Annotated in this window: 12 protein-coding genes; 9 read left to right on the forward strand and 3 right to left on the reverse strand. The window is 43.0% G+C overall.

Annotated elements, in window-relative coordinates:
* The first annotated feature begins 72 nt into the window (after nt 1-72).
* On the forward strand, nt 73-1,911 hold the full coding sequence (locus AX660_RS01620) for a diguanylate cyclase (RefSeq protein WP_068371544.1): 1,839 nt from the start codon (nt 73-75) through the stop codon (nt 1,909-1,911).
* Nucleotides 1,912-1,973: 62 nt separating this feature from the next.
* On the opposite strand, the gene AX660_RS01625 is transcribed toward AX660_RS01620, so the two are convergent.
* From AX660_RS01625 to AX660_RS01640, 3 genes are all read right to left on the reverse strand, one after another.
* Nucleotides 1,974-2,621 (reverse strand): energy-coupling factor ABC transporter permease, encoded by a 648-nt coding sequence (locus tag AX660_RS01625; RefSeq protein WP_068371546.1) that lies wholly within the window; start codon nt 2,619-2,621, stop codon nt 1,974-1,976.
* Between the two features lie 14 nt (nt 2,622-2,635).
* Nucleotides 2,636-3,448, reverse strand: a complete 813-nt coding sequence (gene xthA, locus AX660_RS01630; protein WP_068371548.1) for an exodeoxyribonuclease III — start codon at nt 3,446-3,448, stop codon at nt 2,636-2,638.
* 303 nt (nt 3,449-3,751) lie between these two features.
* Nucleotides 3,752-4,273, reverse strand: a complete 522-nt coding sequence (locus tag AX660_RS01640) for a PEP-CTERM sorting domain-containing protein (RefSeq protein WP_068371553.1) — start codon at nt 4,271-4,273, stop codon at nt 3,752-3,754.
* A gap of 312 nt (nt 4,274-4,585) precedes the next feature.
* Here AX660_RS01640 and recC point away from each other — a divergent pair, with 312 nt between their 5' ends.
* The 8 genes from recC to AX660_RS01680 all read left to right on the forward strand — a co-directional run bounded on the left by recC (nt 4,586) and on the right by AX660_RS01680 (nt 17,404).
* Nucleotides 4,586-8,065: an exodeoxyribonuclease V subunit gamma gene (gene recC, locus AX660_RS01645; RefSeq protein WP_082768693.1), complete on the forward strand. Its 3,480-nt coding sequence runs from the start codon at nt 4,586-4,588 to the stop codon at nt 8,063-8,065.
* Nucleotides 8,065-11,793 (forward strand): exodeoxyribonuclease V subunit beta, encoded by a 3,729-nt coding sequence (gene recB, locus AX660_RS01650; protein ID WP_068371554.1) that lies wholly within the window; start codon nt 8,065-8,067, stop codon nt 11,791-11,793. Before recC ends, recB begins: the two co-directional genes overlap by 1 nt.
* A complete protein-coding gene (recD, locus tag AX660_RS01655; RefSeq protein WP_068371561.1) occupies nt 11,787-13,769 on the forward strand; it encodes an exodeoxyribonuclease V subunit alpha in 1,983 nt (660 codons plus the stop codon). Before recB ends, recD begins: the two co-directional genes overlap by 7 nt.
* Before the next feature lie 171 nt (nt 13,770-13,940).
* Nucleotides 13,941-14,849 (forward strand): NAD-dependent epimerase/dehydratase family protein, encoded by a 909-nt coding sequence (locus tag AX660_RS01660; RefSeq protein ID WP_068371563.1) that lies wholly within the window; start codon nt 13,941-13,943, stop codon nt 14,847-14,849.
* A 146-nt stretch (nt 14,850-14,995) separates the two neighbouring features.
* The gene (gene bla / locus AX660_RS01665) at nt 14,996-15,862 is read left to right on the forward strand and encodes a subclass B3 metallo-beta-lactamase (RefSeq protein WP_201027383.1); all 867 of its coding nucleotides are present in this window, start codon (nt 14,996-14,998) and stop codon (nt 15,860-15,862) included.
* 179 nt (nt 15,863-16,041) lie between these two features.
* Nucleotides 16,042-16,410, forward strand: coding sequence for a DUF3465 domain-containing protein (locus tag AX660_RS01670; protein ID WP_068371567.1), 369 nt, complete (start codon nt 16,042-16,044; stop codon nt 16,408-16,410).
* Nucleotides 16,411-16,430: 20 nt separating this feature from the next.
* Nucleotides 16,431-16,796 carry a DUF3703 domain-containing protein gene (locus AX660_RS01675; protein WP_068371568.1) on the forward strand — a complete coding sequence of 122 codons (366 nt, stop codon included), beginning with the start codon at nt 16,431-16,433 and terminating at the stop codon, nt 16,794-16,796.
* 110 nt (nt 16,797-16,906) lie between these two features.
* Nucleotides 16,907-17,404, forward strand: a complete 498-nt coding sequence (locus AX660_RS01680) for an arsinothricin resistance N-acetyltransferase ArsN1 family B (RefSeq protein WP_068371570.1) — start codon at nt 16,907-16,909, stop codon at nt 17,402-17,404.
* Nucleotides 17,405-17,414 lie beyond the last annotated feature (10 nt).

A 17,414-nucleotide genomic window follows, 5' to 3' on the forward strand; every position in this document is an offset into this window, starting at 1 on the left:
AGTAAGCATTAGTGGGAGTGCTTCAATAAAATGTCTCAAATCCTTTCCCAATGACTAGCTAGAAGAGAATACATGCTGAAGTTGTTACTAAGTTCGATGTTTATGTTTTTTATTTCTATAGGGGTTAGTGGAAAAACTGTTACTGATGTCATTGAGCAAGTCCACAGTGGCTATCTTACAAGCCCAGAATACGAGGCATTGTTTTTAGAGCTTGAGAGAGGGATGCCTTACGCTGATGTTTTGGATAATGTCCAAGTGCAGGTTCTAAAATGTTGGTTTGCTTCGCCCCACACAGACCTTGAGTTGTCTTTGTTTAAATCCTATTTGCAACAAGCTTATGCCGCAGTGTTGGCTGCTCATTCTGAGAAGCTTAAATTCGAACTGCAAATTTGTGAGGCTTTTATTACCCACCTAAATGGTGACTCTAATCAAGCACTCGAAGCACTTAATTCAGTATTAATCCACACAGATAATGTGCCGGCATTGATAGAAGAACGAGCACTAGCAAACCTCATTCTTAGCCGAATATATATGCAACAAAGACAGTATGAAAATGCTGTAGAAACGACTACTCAGGCTTACAAATTGTTTGAATTATCCGGTAATGACTATCAAAAGGCACTTGCTCTGAGAGATATTGCGCTTATTCATGCAGAGCTTAAAAATTTCTCATTAGCGATTGAGCAAATGGAAAGAGCAATTGTTGAACTGAAAGTATTTAACGAACAAGAGTGGTACATGGCGACCAATGATTTAGCAGAAGTTTATGAACTCGCTGGACAATCAGAGCAAGCGCTGGAGCTGTACCAAAATATAAAAGACATGGTCTTGCGATACGAAGATGACAATGGACAATCTTATGTTTTATTGAAAATAGCTCAACTGCATATTAAGTCTGGTGATGTTGATAGTGCCCAACTATTACTGGATCAAGTTCGAACTCTGCAATTGTCAGATGAGCGGAAGAAATCAATGCTGTTACTGACCGAGACCGAATGGGCACTTGCTACAGGGGATATTCTGCAAGCTGAAAAATATTATAAGTTGCTTGACCATTTGGATAAGGATAATTGGTCGGTCAATCGCATTGAACGATTTGTGCAAATTAAAAATATGTTAGCGGTAAAATTAAATGATTCGGTACTTGAGGCTGAGGCGCTAAGGGAATTATTGGATCTATCTGAAAAACGTTTGCCGGACATCGCAAACAGTAAGTTGCTTTCGCAGCGACTGACGTTTGATTTAGAGCAACGAGGAAAAGAAATAATAAAGCTTCGGGAGCTTAATGAGGTAAAAGAACGATTATTAGCCGAGGCTGACGCAAAAGTATTTTGGCAACTTTTTTCCTTAGTATTTGTAATAGTTCTGTTAATTTCTATGGGGATATTAGCTTACAAGCAAACCGTCCATAAGCAGCGTTTCCGTACCCTTGCCCTAAAAGATGAGTTGACAGGTGTTGCAAATCGAAGAGCAATTCTGAAATTCAAACAGGAGGTGTTGGAGCAGAGTAAAAAGTTACAACGTAATTGTGCGTTAATTTCGATTGATATCGATTTTTTTAAATTTGTGAATGATACCTATGGGCATGATGTGGGTGATGAGTTAATAGTATCCATAGTGAATATTGTTTCTGAAAAAATCCGCAAGAGTGACTGTGTAGGGCGATTAGGGGGTGAAGAATTTTTGATAGTGTTACCCCAAACTATTATTGAAGAAGCAAGTGAGATCGCTGAACGTATTCGAAGTGCTATTGACTCAACAACACATACAAATAAGAAAATTAAAGCAACTGTCAGTATGGGAGTCATTCAAGTGGCTATGGATGAAACGTTCAAAAGTGCAGGTCAACGAGTTGATCAAAACCTATATTTAGCTAAAAACGACGGCAAAAATAAGGTTGTTGCAGTTTAAAAATGTTGTGACACCTTTATCTAGTGGATATTTTTAATCATGTATTCGCAAAACAACCTAGCTCAGCTCTTTTTATCTAGATAGGGTTTATCATGAAAAGTATAAACCCACTGTGGTTTGTAGATGATAAGTAAAGTGATGGTCATACCGTTAAACATAGCTTCGGGGAAGGCCAGTAGGGTGGTTAACATTAAGTAATTATCCATAATGTGCTGCCAACTATAAGGACCATCCAGATAAAAGTAGCCACTTAATAACAGCATTTTCAGGCCTATTGTTAGGGCACCTGGTATAAAGGCGCAGAGAAAAATGTAAACAAAGACATTTTTGGGCAATTTGTGAAACGTCAGGCTGTAAACGGCATAAGTCAAAGCGATAGGCGCTAAACAGCCAAGCAAAAAATTAACCCCCAGCATCTCATAAGATTCAACGCCCAGTAGGGTTAAAGCCAACAAAGCGATTAAGGTGCTAAAAATGGCCCATCTAAACCCTAATACTAAAGGCAGAGATGATAACCATAAAAAATGCACAGTAGGGCTGCCGGCTATGCCAGTTTGAAACATCCACAATAAAAACAGGCAGACGGTGCTGGCAAATACCAGATGTTGAGATTGTTTGTCTTTGCTTAGTTGTTTAAAGGGCAGTTTTTGGCCAATTAAAAAACATAACAACACACTGATCAGACAGGCTGCACTTTGTATATCAGTCATGTATAAAAACTCAATTAAACAAGGTTAAACACAGACCAAATTGGCGCGTGATCCGAGGGTTTTTCGATGCCACGTAACTCATAATCCACCCCTGCGTCTGCCAAAGTGGCGTGTAACCCCTTGGACGCTAAGATTAAATCAATACGCAGGCCGCGATTAGCATCAAAACCTTTAGAACGGTAATCAAACCAACTAAAGACTTCTTTTTCGTTTGGATTAATCGCCCTAAAACCATCCACAAAACCCCAGTTGATTAGGGTATTGAGCCATTCACGCTCTTCGGGTAAAAAGCTGCATTTACCGGTTTTTAGCCAACGTTTACGACTGTCTTCACCGATGCCGATGTCGTGATCAGTATGGGAAATATTCACATCTCCCATCACGATAATATTGTCGTCTGGTGAATGTGAGCCGCTTAAATAACCCATTAAGTCTTGATAATACTTACGTTTGGCGGGGTATTTGGTTTCGTGAGTATTACTTTCTCCTTGCGGAAAATAGCCATTCAGAATGCGCACGCTTTTACCATTTGGTAGGGGATAATCCACCATGATCATGCGCCGCTGGGCGTCTTCTGCATCGCTCGGAAAACCATATTGCACCGCAATCGCAGGCTGTTTACATAACATGGCCACGCCGTAGTGACCTTTTTGCCCATGAAAATATACCTGATAACCCATGGCTTCCACATCGGCGATAGGAAAATGTGGGTTATCCACTTTTATTTCTTGTAAACCAATGATGTCAGGTTGATGTTTATCGATTAGGGCTTGTAATTGATGTAAACGCGCGCGAATACCATTGATGTTAAAGGAGATGACTTTCATTAAGGTGGTGTCCACAAAAGATAGAAAATGTTAACAAAGTGAGCAATAATTTCGCTGTGATATAGAGCTATGGTAGCAAGAAGCGTAGACAACCTAAAACAAAAATCTAGCCTAAAGCCTATTTTAAGTTTAAACGAGAAAACCGGGGAGGGTGATTATTTAACGGATGATGATGGGTTTAGAATACAAATATTAATATCAGGGAGCTACTCTGCTTTTCTCTATTTTTTACTTATAAATCAAAATATTAACTATGAATAAATAAAAAGCCTCTCAAACGAGAGGCTCCAAAAATAAGGTTACTTAAGCCTTTTTGCGTCGAGATGCAAAAAATCCTGCTAGTGCTAAACCAAACAAAGCAATAGACCCTGGTTCAGATACGTTTTGAACTGTGTTCAATAATAATTTTGCTGTGGCACCTGCTACAAACTCTGTATCAATCAAATTGAAAGTAATACTATCCGTGCCAAAAGAAATATCGCTGAAGTCAAATCCAGTGATTCCGGATACATTGACTAAATTATCACTCGTAATTGAAGTGAATAAAGACGATTCAAAACCGCTCAAAACGATAATGGTTGATCCTAATGAACCGTTAAGTAAAAAATCGAGATCAATTGAAAAGTCATTTATGTCAATTGATATATAACTAAAAGAGTTACCTACTAGAAATTCTGATCCGGGATCAATCACTGTAGACGTTGCAATATTACAAGAAAAGTTGCTGCCTCCACCCGTTTGCGCGCAATCGATGTTACTTCCGATTAGACTTGCGTTTGCTATACCTGAGAACAATAAACTCACAATGCATATAATTTTTTTCACGATACTACCTTTTTAAATTTTGATGAACCTTTTAACTTCTATGCATTTATTGTGCCAATAGTTATAATGTTGTTTTTTATGGTTTTTTATTGATTTTGTTTATTTATTTGTAAAGTTAATTGACACTTTGTTTGGTTTTGTCAGCAATTGAAGTCACTTTTTAGGTTATTTCAAACATATTGATGCAAGGCTAAATAGAGATGTTTTTTTATTTGGAATTTTTCATTTTCGATAAATATTCGTTAAAAAATAATTTTAAAATCAAAGTCTTTGTTAAACTAGCCAGATGTAAACGTAGGCAATTTTTAATTCATGTTACATCTGGTGCAGTCAAATAAAATGGAGAGTCTGGCTGACAGTTTAATCGACTGTTTGAGTAGCCATTCCGCCAGTTCTGCAAGCTTATTTAGCCCTGATACCATTTTGGTCCAAAGTCCGGGCATGTCTCAGTGGTTAAAAATCCAAATTGCCGAAAAACTGGGTATAGCGGCCAATCTTGATTTCCCATTACCCTCAAGTTTTATCTGGGAACTATACCGTCAGCACATCGATAATCTGCCAGAGCAATCGGCTTTTACCAAGCCCAATATGACCTGGAAATTAATGAGTTTGCTGCCCACTATGCTGGGGCAAACTGAGTTTAGTGCCATTAATGCCTATCTAAACCAAGCGCCGATGTTAAAGCTGTACCAATTGGCCCATAAAATTGCCGATATTTACGATCAATATTTAGTCTACCGGCCCGAATGGATCTTAGCATGGGAAAACAATGCAGCTCTTGACAATACTGCCCTTGATAAAAAGAGCGGGCCTGATGAATCTTTACATCCTTGGCAAGGTATATTGTGGCGGGCATTATGTGAATACAGCCAAAGCTTAGGTGAGTCGGTTTATCACCGGGCTAACTTGCATCAAAACTTATTAAATCAGCTACGTCAGCAAGATCAGCATTTAGCAGCAAAACCCTTGTATGTCTTTGGTATATCGGCCATTCCCCAACAACAGCTTGAAGTACTCAGTGCCTTGGCTGAGCACCGTGAGGTGTTTATCTTTTGGTTTAACCCCAGCGAGCATTATTGGGGCGATATTGTTGATGGCAAAACCATGGCCAGAGCCAACTTAAAACAGCTTGTGCAAGCTCAAGGCCAAGCGCTTGAACCTGACTATTTGCAATCGGGTAACCCCTTGTTAGCCTCGTGGGGCAAACTGGGCAGAGACTATCAAGATATGTTGCTGACCTTTGATTATCAGCAACATGATTATTTTGTCGAAACCCAACCACGCTCTATGCTGGAGCATATTCAGTCTGAGGTATTTAATCTGCAGTTTAGGCACAGTTTTGAGCCTTTAGCCCCAGAAGAATTATTAAGCAATGGTAATGAATTTCCCAAAATTGAAGTTTCTCCCAGTGATCGTTCTATCCAGCTGCATGCCTGTCATTCACGGGTGCGTGAGCTCGAAGTATTACACGATCAGTTATTAGCTTGGTTTGCGCAAAGTGCCGCTAACCAGCCAGGTGACGTTGTGGTGATGATGCCCGATGTGGCCAGCTATGCGCCCTTTATTGAGGGCGTATTTGGTGCCGCTACTAGCCAAACTTATATTCCCTTTGGCATTTCAGACCGTAACTTAAGCGAAGAATCACCGCTGTTAAGCAGTTTTGTGCAGTTAATGAAACTCGAGCAAAGCCGCCTAACCTTAAGTGAAGTCATAACCTGGTTGGCCGTGCCAGCAGTAATGCGTAAGTTTGCCATTAATGAGCAAGAATACAGCTTGTTACAGCATTGGCTGGCTGATGCCGGTGTACGCTGGGGCTGGGATCAAAAAGATAAAACCCGCTGGGGCTTGCCTGAACAAGGGCAAAATACCTGGCTGTTTGGTTTGCAACGTTTATTGGCCGGTTATGCCATGGATGGAAGCCAGTTGTTTAACTATCAACAGAGCCAGATCTCGCCTTACGGCGACATCGAAGGCCAGCAAACTATCGCCTTGGGTAAATTTTATTTATTCGCCCAAGAGTTATTAGCTGTCATGGAATTTTGCCAACAGCGCGCCAATCTTGCCGCTAAAGTGAGTCATGCCTTAGATTTTATCAAGCGCTTGTATGAGGCCGATGAACAGGAACTGCAAGACCTAAGTCAATTACGCTCGGCCCTTGAGCAAATGAGTGTGCATCAAACTCAATGTATAGAGCCCATAGAACAAAGCGTGTTTGTCGCCGAATTAGAGCAACAACTCAATGAAAAAGGCGTAGGCCAGCGGTTTTTAGCCGGTTATGTGAATTTTTGTACATTAATGCCCATGCGCAGCATTCCCTTTAAGATGGTGTGTTTGTTGGGGATGAACGATGCTGACTACCCACGCCAAAGTGTGCCAGTGGGTTTTGATTTAATGCGTTTTTCGCCAGCCAAACGCGGGGATCGCTCACGGCGCTTGGATGACAGATATTTGTTTATGGAAGCCTTGTTATCTGCCAGAGAATGTTTGTATATCAGTTATATAGGCATTAACCAAAAAGACAGTGGCAAACTCAGTCCGTCGATTTTAGTCAGTGAATTGCTTGAATACTGCGAGCAAGGTTACGCCTTAAGTGGTGAGTTGGTGTTAGCGCCCAAAATAAGCTGTCAAAACTTACGTCAGCATTTGACCACTAAACATGCTTTGCAGCCGTTTTCTTCCCAGTATTTTACAAACGCTGAGTCTTACCCCAGTTACAACGAGCAAGCCCTGCAAGTGGCTATTTCCCAGCAACACGCCATAGTGCCACATAACTTTAGCCATGATGTTTTGCCTACTTTGTTTTCTATTCAGCACAACACCTTGTTATTGGATGGCCTGCCAGTCGAACTGGCACTGGATGAATTGATAGGTTTTTTTATGAATCCGGCCAAAGCATTTTTTATGCAGCGCTGGCAATGCCGGTTTGCCGGTTTAGGGGATGAACTGGTAGATGAAGAGCCCTTTGGCTTTGGTGGACTGGATAAATACCAATTAAACGACCGCTTGATGGCGCAATTGCTGACAGTGCAAGCCAGCGAGTTTAGCGAAACCAGAGACAACCCTGTTGCTTACCAAGCCTTATGTGAGGAATTTGCCAAACAATTACGTGCCGAAGGTAAATTACCTATTGGTTATTCAGGTGATGTGGCTTTGCAGACTATTGCCAACCAGAGTCAGGCCTTAGCCGCCGTGGTGAGTGAGGAATGTGCTCAGCACAAAGCTCGTTTATGCAACATAGAATTGCTACTTCCTTGTGAGTTGAGTGTCGGAACAAGTCCAACAGAGCGTGTTGAGCTCAAACTCGTTGGCCAAATAAATTCGCTTTACGGCAACAAGTTAATTCTTTGGCGACCGGGTCATCTGCGTGGTAAAGATTGCCTGCAGTTGTATATGACTTGGTTGGCCTTGTGCGCGCAACCTGCGGCACAAAGTGCAGATGAAGCGGTGTTTGTCTACATCGACAGACAAAGTAAAAAAATCAAAACCTGGCGTTTAGCCAAACTGCCTGCCAGCGAAGCCCTGAGTCGCTTAGCCGAATTAACTCAGCTGTTTATTCAAGGGCAACAACAAGTGCTGAATTTTTATCCTGAAGCAGGCTGGACGTGGATCAACAGTCAGGACAAAAACGCGGTATTAACCGCCTTTGCAGGCTCCGACAGTCAGTTTAGTTTTCCGGAAAATGACGAGCCCCATATTCGCCGCGTTTGCCCGGATCTCAATAGGGTGTTTGCTGAGCTCTGTCAGCTAAGTGAACAGATAATGCAGCCCATGTACGACTTGAGTAATACCTGATGCAGCCACTTGATAGTCTGACCTTTCCCTTACAAGGCGCGTCGTTAATCGAGGCCAGTGCCGGTACGGGTAAAACCTATACCATAGTGAATTTATATTTACGTCAATTGCTTGGCCATAATTGTACTGCACTTAACGTCGATCAAATCTTGGTGGTGACCTTTACCAATGCGGCTACCGCTGAATTAAAAGAGCGTATTCGCCAGCGTTTACAGTCGGCCTATTTAGATTTTTATCGGGGCAGCAGTGACGAAGCCTTTATCCAAGACTTGTATGCACAAACTGAAAACAAGGCCTTGGCGACTCAGCGTTTGGCCTTGGCCAGTAAACAAATGGACGAAGCGGCGATTTTCACCATACATGGTTTTTGCCAACGGGCCTTGACCGAGCATGCCTTTGAAAGTGGCGCCATGTATGAGCAAGAGTTTATTTTAGATGAAAGTGAATGGTTAAAACTGGCTGTCGCCGACTATTGGCGCAGTGTTATTGTGACTCAGCCAGCGGATATTCAGGCCATGCTGTTGGGTATCTGGTCAAACCCAGAGCAGCTACGCCAAGCCATCCAACCTCTGCTTAATCGAAAGGTGACGAGCTACCATAATATCGACATTGCTAGCGCAGTTAATCTGCACCAGCGTTATATAACCGAGGTTGCCAGCATGAAACGCTGGTGGCTGGATGAGCAACTTGCACAGCAAATTCAACAAGCGGGTTTTAGTGGCAGCAGCAAAGTAGGCAAGGCAGATAATCTGACTACCATGCAGGCTTTTTGTCACAGTCATGCTTTAAAACCTGACTTGAGTGATGGTTGGAGTTTGTATGCCCCAGCTAATATAGAAAAAGGCAAAAAGAAAGGCACCGTCATACCTGATGTGGATTTTGGCCGTTTTGAACGCATCGCCGAGCTAGAGCAAAAAGCCCTTAATGGTATAAAAGCGGCCTTTAGTCAGGATGCGATGACACAAGTGGCTCACAATCTGAGCAGCCAAAAAAGCCGTTTACAGTTATTGTCACCCGACGACTTACTCAGCCAGCTAGGTAATGCCTTAACAGCTAACAATGACAGTCCGCAAACCCACAGTAGTGGTAATAGACTGCTGGCCAGTGCCTTACGTGAGCGATATCCCAGCGTATTAATTGATGAATTTCAGGATACGGATCCTCTGCAATACCGTATTTTTTCGGCTATTTATGGGCAAGATCTAGGCGCAGTCAATCTAGGTTCTGTAAATCTAAACATTGAAAATCAACCCACTGATTCGCCAACTCACAAGCCGCCTTGCTGGATCATGATTGGCGATCCCAAACAGGCCATTTATGGTTTTCGTGGCGCTGATATCTTTACTTACATCATGGCAAAACAGCAGGTAGACCCAGCTCAGCAATTTACCCTGGATACCAATTGGCGCTCAACTCCCCAGTTGGTTGCAGCGGTTAATACGCTGTTCATCAACAATCAGCAAACAGCAGAGCAACAACAAAGCTTGTCATTTCACCCCGTTAAAGCGGGTAAAGATGAAGAGGGTTTAAAACTAAAGGGTAAACTCAGTCACAGTCTGGATTTTTGGCACTTAGGCTCTGTGGAAGATAAACCCATTGCTAAAGGTCTGGCTCAGCAGGCCTTAGCCCAAATTTGTGCGGCAAAAATACAAACCCTGCTCCATGCTCAAAGTACTGTGGCGGGCAGAGTGTTGCAAGCCGGTGATTGCTGTGTGCTGGTGCGCGATCGCAATGAAGCTCAATTACTTAAAAATGCCTTAGGCGAGCAGGGCGTGGCCAGTGTGTTTTTAGTGCGTAAAAGCGTATTTGCTAGCCAGACGGCGCTGGATTGTTATCGTTTAATGTGTGCCTTAAGTCATCCCGGCGATGACAGGCAAGTGAAAACCGCTTTACTCACCGAACTCTTTGCGATGCAGGCCAGTGAGTTGGATGCTCTGTTTAATAATGACAAAGACTGGCAAGACATTATTGCCTTGTTTCACCAATGGCATCAGGACTGGCAGAAACACGGTTTAATGATGGCACTGAATAAAGTGATCATTCATTTTAGGCTGGAGCAAAAAGCCATTAAGGTTTTTGCCGACGGTTTACGCCGGGTGACCGACTTACGCCATGTCTTGGAATTATTGCAGCAGCGCAGTTTGCAGGTGCAGGGCCAAGGCCAATTAATGCATTGGTTTAGCCAGTGTTTACAAGAGCCTGATCACAGTAGTGATAATCAGCAATTACGCCTCGAAACCGATGCCAATTTAGTGCAGATTTGTACCTTACATGCTTCCAAGGGCTTGCAATATCCGCTGGTATTTATGCCCTTTGGTAATAGTTACAGATCGGCACGGGATGCGGTATTTCATGGTGACTCAGGGGCCTTGCAGGTGGACTTTTTAGGCTCAGAAAAATTTATGGCTGAGGCTGAACAGGAACGATTGGCAGAAGACATTCGTTTACTCTACGTGGCGTTAACCCGCGCCCAGTATTATTGCGCGGTTGGGGTGTGGCACAATATTAGCGATGATAAACGCCGCCAATCAGCGTTTTTAAGCTCTGCTTTAGGTGCTTTATTGTTGCCAGCAGGTATAAAAGTAAGCGAGCAACAAATTGGCGAGCAAATTATAAAACTGGGCGAGCAGGCCAATATTGCTTACAGCTATTTTGATGGGCCAGCAGTGGAAGAAATTACCACACTGCCAGTCGAGTCAAATTTGCATGCGGTTAAGGATGCAGCCAATTTAGTTGCCTTACACTTGGACAAACCCATAGAGCGGCAATGGCGATTAACCAGTTATTCGGCCTTAAGCCAACAACAAATGCACCTTGAAGTGATTATGCCAGGCATGGATGAAGGACAAGATCGTCCATCACAGGACTATGACGATAGTGTATTGCCTGATAACAGTATGAGTGCTTTTAGCTTTGAAAAAGGCGCCAATGCGGGCTCGTTTTTACATGGTGTACTAGAAAACATCGACTTTAGCCAAGCCGATAGCTTAGCACCAGCCATTGCCCAGCAAAGTTCGAAGTTTGCCATTGATGAGCAGTGGCATGCTCTGCTAAACGACTGGCTGAGAGACGTATTGCTAACGCCGTTTAATCCTCACTCTGATGGCTCTTCTAAGCTAACAGCACAAGCGCCTATCTTGACCTTAGCCCACTTAGATAAGCAGCAAATTAAAGTCGAAATGGAATTTTATATGCCACTTAAACGTGTGCAGGTTCAGGCCTTTAATCAGCTCATTAATCACTATATGCCCCACTATGTTAGGCATTATGAATTTGCCCAACTTAACGGCATGCTCAAGGGTTTTATCGATTTAACCTTTGCTTTTAACGGTAAATATTATGTGGCTGATTATAAATCTAATCATTTGGGCAACGATTACGCTGACTACCAATTGGCCTCTCTGGAACGTGCCATGCACGAACACGACTACCATCTGCAAGCCATTCTTTATACCTTAGCCTTACACCGCTGGTTAAAACACCAACTACCTAATTACCAGTATCAACAGCATGTTGGCGGGGCTTATTATTTGTTTTTACGGGGTATGCACAGTACCGAAGCGGCGAGCGGGGTGTATCACTATTTAGCGGATGAAGCTTTTATCCTAGCTTTAGACAGTTTATTCAGTGGTGAACAGATAGCAGAATTAAGTACTACACCGTCAGCGACCAAGAATTCTGACTCGGCTAATAACAATGATGAAGAAGGCCAACTCAGTTTATGGTAACTCAATCGCCCATGGCGCAACCTTTGAATACCTTGCCCAGCATATTAGAGCAATTGCAAACACAGGGCCTGATCCGCCCTTTGGACAAAGCTTTTGCCTTATTTATCGCCGATGGATTAGGTGAGCAACAAAACACGGCAATACTGAATATCAGTTTATTAGCCGCCTATCTCAGTGCCAGTTTGGGCGAGCAACATAGCTGTATTGAGCTGACTGAATTAAACCAACCTTTTGCCCCCTGGTTTGAGTTTGTTGAGCACCCCAGCTTGATGACTTATTTGCAGCAATCCACGCTGGTGGAAGTGATCAAGCTGCCTTTGGCTGAGGCAAAGTTAAGCTGCAATAAACCCATAGTGGTTGAGGGTTCACGCCTATATTTACAGCGTTATTGGTTATACGAAGGTGAGCTGGCAAGTCAGATATTGGCCAGAGCAAGCCAGCAAAAAGACGTCGACCAACAAAGTGCCATTGCCTTGTTAAATAGCTTATTTAGTGGTGACAGCACAGAAAGTATCGACTGGCAAAAAGTGGCAGTATGTGTCGCTGCACGCCAGATGATTAGCTTTATCACCGGCGGGCCGGGCACAGGTAAAACCACCACAGTGACTAAATTGTTGGCTTTATTGCAAGGTTTAGCCCGCGAGCAAGGTAAAGTACTCAACATTAAGCTGGTGGCACCTACCGGCAAGGCGGCCGCAAGACTAACCGAATCTATTAGCGCCGCACGGCAAAAACTACCTGCCCAGTTGCAACAAGATTTACCCGAGCAATGCCAAACCATACATAGATTATTAGGTGCAAAACCACTCAGCCCTTATTTTAATGCTAATAGCGCTCAGCCTTTGCACTTGGATGTATTGGTGGTGGACGAAGCATCCATGGTTGATTTGCCGCTAATGAGTAAATTATTTGCTGCCTTACCTACTCATGCCCAAGTGATATTGTTGGGTGATAAAGACCAATTAGCCTCAGTTGAAGCGGGCAGTGTTTTGTCAGATATTTGTGCCGCCGTGTTAGTCGATGATAAACAAGTGGCGAGCTTAGCCAGCTATAGCGAGCCAATGCAGCAACAATTACACAGCTGGCTACAACTGTCGGCCCAGCAAATAAGCCAAGATGCCAATGCGCCTCACACAGCCTATCAAAGCCAGATAAAAGATAATTTGGTGATGTTGCAAAAAAGCCATCGTTTTAGCGCCGACAGCGGTATTGGCCAGTTAGCCCAGTTGATCAATCAAGGTCAGATAACACAAAGCATGCAGTTATTAACTAAAAAAATGACTCAGCAAAGCTTAGCTGATATTGAATGGACAGTACCTCAAGCCCTTACTCGTCAAGGAGTCATCGATGAGCAGTTACAAAGCCTGATACTCAAGTTGATGTTTGGATATCGCGCTTATTTTAGCGCCGTTAAACAAGGTGATTTAGCTGCAGCATTCACTAGTTTGGGCCAGCAACAAGTACTCTGTGCTCAGCGCAGTGGCGCGTGGGGCATCACTCAGTTAAATGACGTTATTGAACAAGAGCTTAATGCTCAGGGATTGATCCAACGCAGCCAAGACTTTTATGCCGGACGGCCATTGATCCTGACCCGTAACGATCACAATCTTAAACTGTTTAATGGCGATATAGGTATTGTGATGGCCGACCCACAAGAACCGAGTTTAACAAAAGTGTGGTTTAACATGGCCGATGGCAGCATTCGTGGTTTTTTACCTAATCGAATACCACCTCACGATACCCTGTACGCCATGACCATTCATAAAAGCCAAGGCTCTGAATTTGCTGCAGTGCATTTATGTCTGCCACTGATTAATCAAATATCTAAGGGCAGGGGACTGAGCCGTGAATTACTCTATACCGGCTTAACCCGCGCCAAACAGCACTTTAGTTTGTATGCCCAGCAACAAGCCTTACAAATTTGCCTAAAACAACAATGTGTCAGGGGCAGTGGTTTGGCGCAACGTTTGGCTTAACAGCAGTAACTAGAATCTAAAAACTAGTAAATAGAGGCTAGCAAATAAAGGCTAGTGAAAAGCTAAAGGCAAAAGAGAGTTAACATAACGATTTGCTTAAGATTATTTATCGATTTTTCAATAAGATAGCTATTTGATGAAAGTTACAGACTATAGCTTAAGGGGAAATTCATGACAGCAAAACGCATATTATTCACGGGCGGTTCCGGCAAGGCAGGTAAGTATGTGATAAAGCACCTTATTGAGCAGGGACATCGTGTATTAAATGTCGATTTGCAGCCTTTGGATTGTGCTGGGGTAGATAATCTCATTGCTGATATTACGGATTCTGGGCAAATGTTTAATGCCATGAGTGCCTATGCTTGGTTTGATGAGATGGAGCACGGCACTGGTGTACCTAAATTTGATGCAGTGGTTCATTTTGCGGCTATATCGCGTATTTTAATTAATCCTGATAATGAAACCTTTAGGGTTAATACCATTGGCACCTACAACGTAATTGAGGCGGCGGTAAAACTGGGCATCAAAAAGGTGGTTATTGCGTCGTCAGAAACCACCTACGGCATCTGTTTTTCTGATGGTAAAACCAATCCTCACTCTCTACCACTAGAAGAGGATTATGATGTTGACCCCATGGACAGTTATGGTCTGTCGAAGGTAGTAAATGAAAAAACTGCCCGTAGTTTTCAGCGTCGTTCAGGCATAGATATGTATGCGCTGCGCATCGGTAATGTGATTGAACCCCATGAATATGTTGAACTCTTCCCTAAGTTTTTTGCACAACCAGAAGGCCGCCGACGCAATGCATTTTGTTATATAGATGCACGAGATCTAGGGCAGATTGTTGAGCTGTGTTTAACAACTGACGGTCTGGGTTATCAAGTATTTAATGCCGGAAATGACACCAATGGGGCGATCATTCCCAGTAAAAAACTGTGTGAACGCTTCTTTCCAGGTGTGCCAATTACTCGTGAAATGGGCGAACATGAAGCGCTTTTTTCCAACCGTAAAATCCGTGAAGTACTTGGATTTAAAGAACAACATGATTGGCGGAAATACGTTAAGCCAACAAAAAGCTAAACGTGCATGTGACTAGCCTAATGGCAAAGATAGTTAAGCTAGTACACCTGAACACTATTGTTAATATCGTTTGTTTCAAATGATTGAGGTCGTTGATGGCAAGGAAAAGGTTTCATTTGGTGCGAGGTGTTCTTGCACTATGTTGTGTGTTTAAGTTAACAGCATGTGCCACCGGGGTGGATGTGGCTCCACCCCAAGCCAACTCATCGGCAGAGTGGATGAATGTTTGTACCGATTGGGATGAGTGGGACAAAGCGGGTCCTGCTTTTCGGGTATTTGGTAATACCTATTATGTTGGCACCTGCGGCATAAGCGCCATTCTAATAACCAGTAATGACGGCCATATATTGATAGATGGTGGCACCGAAGCTGGGGCGGACCTTATCATCAATAACATTGAGGCTCTGGGTTTTTCACTTAGTGATGTAAAACTGCTACTGCATAGTCATGAACATTTCGACCACGTTGCAGGCTTAGCTAAGTTACAACAACGCAGTGGAGCCAAATTACTTGCGTCACCTGAGGCTGCACCTGTGTTACGCACTGGGACAGTGGCTGACAATGATCCCCAAGCGGGAATGCATGCCGACTTTCCGGCCACGCGGGTAGATGGAATTATACAGGCGGGTGAAATCGTTAAGCTTGGAGGTCTTGCACTTACCCCCATAGCCACACCGGGCCATACTCATGGTGCACTGAGTTGGCAATGGCAGTCGTGCGAAAATAATCGCTGTGTCTCTATGGTGTATGCCGACAGCTTATCGCCAGTGAGTAGTGATAGTTATCACTTCAGTGATCACTCTGACTATGTAGATGCGTATCAGCAAGGTTTGAAGAAATTGGCTGCATTGGACTGCCAGTTACTTATGACGCCTCACCCTTCTGCCAGCAAAATGCGCGAGCGCCTTGCGCAAGTTGAAGGATTGATTGATCCAAAAGGCTGTAAGGTCTATGCGGCAGATGTAGTAAATAGATTGAACAAACGTTTGGATAAAGAAAAATTTAAGCAATAAAAAAGCTTGAAAAACAATAGTGTTACAACGAGCAAATCATTTTGCCTTGACAAGTTTTGCCACCATGAATGGCAATAAATTTAACCTGCACAAGGAGTTAGAGGCTATGCTAAAAGCGACTGATATAGAGCTTAGGTTAAATAACTGTGCTTTGTAAAAAACTTTTTTCTAGCATATTGATGATCTTATATGTCTCGTTGGGCTCAGTCCTGGCCAATGATAGAGTGCTCCAAGATGCCTTTAAACATCATAAAAGTAACATACAAGTTAAAGGCGCTGGCAGTGTTATTAAACTGTTGGCTGATGACAATCAAGGCAGTCGTCATCAACGGTTTTTGCTGCGATTAGGCACGGGGCAGACAATACTTATTGCTCACAACATTGATCTTGCTGCCAAGATAAGCAATCTTGAGATAAGTGATGTTGTTGAATTTTATGGCGAATATGAGTGGAATACAAAAGGTGGGGTAATTCATTGGACCCATAGGGATCCGAATAATCGACATGTCCACGGATGGTTGAAACACAAAGGCACAAGCTATCAATAAAATTAGTTAAGGACAATTCCATGTCTAGCTTCACCCAAAAAATAAGTCCATTTGTGCAACATGAAATTGCCCTAGCCAATGAAAGTCGCAATAAGGGTGAGCTTAATGCTGAGTTTAGTCATTTAGAGAATGCTCATGTACTAGGCCAAGAGTCCACTTATCATCATGTTAAGGTGCATTATTTGATGTTGTTATGGGGCTTCAGACAAAAACGCTTAGCTGAAGTAATGGGGCAAATGTTTAGGATCTTTGGCGCTTTAACCAAAACTATGCTGGGTTTTGTGCCAGCAGGTAATACGGGTGGCAGTAATATCAGCCCGTTTAAACGCCTGCCCATTAAACCTGAATTGGCCAATATTATTCAACAAGCTAAAAACAATGTTTAGAACCTCAATTCTACTTACTATTTTCACCTACTGTGGTCTGCACATATTGTGGTGCTAGCTGATGGAAAAATATCTTTAATTATTCGCCACCAAGAGATAAAAGAAACAAAATGACACTAATCAGACCCGTGCGGCACGGTGATGCTGAGGCTATCACCTCTATTTATAATTATTTTATTGAGCATACGGTGATCACTTTTGAAGAACTGAAGGTGAGTGCAGGGGACATGGCGCAACGTTTCAAAACTACACAAAAGAATGAGCTGCCATGGTTGGTAGCAGAACAGGACTCAGTTGTTGTGGGTTATGCATATGCCTCTAAATGGAAAGAACGCAGTGCTTATAGGCATTCGGTTGAAGTAACAGTTTATGTGGCTCAAACCGCTACTAGGCAAGGTATAGGTAGGCGGTTATATAATTGCTTATTTAAGGAGCTTGTCGCCAGAAATGTGAATGCAGTAATGGCTGGTATTGCCTTGCCAAACCCGGCCAGTATTGCTTTACACGAGAGTTTTGGCATGGAAAAAGTGGCGCATTTTAAACAAGTAGGTTGTAAGTTTGGTCAGTGGGTTGATGTGGCCTACTGGCAAAAACTGCTCAATCCCTGAGGAGTAATGA

The sequence above is a fragment of the Paraglaciecola hydrolytica genome, from assembly GCF_001565895.1.
Classification (GTDB): Bacteria; Pseudomonadota; Gammaproteobacteria; order Enterobacterales; family Alteromonadaceae; genus Paraglaciecola; species Paraglaciecola hydrolytica.

Excerpts from the sequence above, each read along its gene's own strand:
- recB (WP_068371554.1), top strand. The coding sequence starts at position 8,065 with ATGCAGCCACTTGATAGTCTGACCTTTCCCTTACAAGGCGCGTCGTTA.
- AX660_RS01620 (WP_068371544.1), top strand. The coding sequence starts at position 73 with ATGCTGAAGTTGTTACTAAGTTCGATGTTTATGTTTTTTATTTCTATA.
- AX660_RS01625 (WP_068371546.1), bottom strand. The coding sequence starts at position 2,621 with ATGACTGATATACAAAGTGCAGCCTGTCTGATCAGTGTGTTGTTATGT.
- recC (WP_082768693.1), top strand. The coding sequence starts at position 4,586 with ATGTTACATCTGGTGCAGTCAAATAAAATGGAGAGTCTGGCTGACAGT.
- recD (WP_068371561.1), top strand. The coding sequence starts at position 11,787 with ATGGTAACTCAATCGCCCATGGCGCAACCTTTGAATACCTTGCCCAGC.
- AX660_RS01680 (WP_068371570.1), top strand. The coding sequence starts at position 16,907 with ATGACACTAATCAGACCCGTGCGGCACGGTGATGCTGAGGCTATCACC.
- AX660_RS01660 (WP_068371563.1), top strand. The coding sequence starts at position 13,941 with ATGACAGCAAAACGCATATTATTCACGGGCGGTTCCGGCAAGGCAGGT.
- xthA (WP_068371548.1), bottom strand. The coding sequence starts at position 3,448 with ATGAAAGTCATCTCCTTTAACATCAATGGTATTCGCGCGCGTTTACAT.
- AX660_RS01675 (WP_068371568.1), top strand. The coding sequence starts at position 16,431 with ATGTCTAGCTTCACCCAAAAAATAAGTCCATTTGTGCAACATGAAATT.
- AX660_RS01670 (WP_068371567.1), top strand. The coding sequence starts at position 16,042 with ATGATCTTATATGTCTCGTTGGGCTCAGTCCTGGCCAATGATAGAGTG.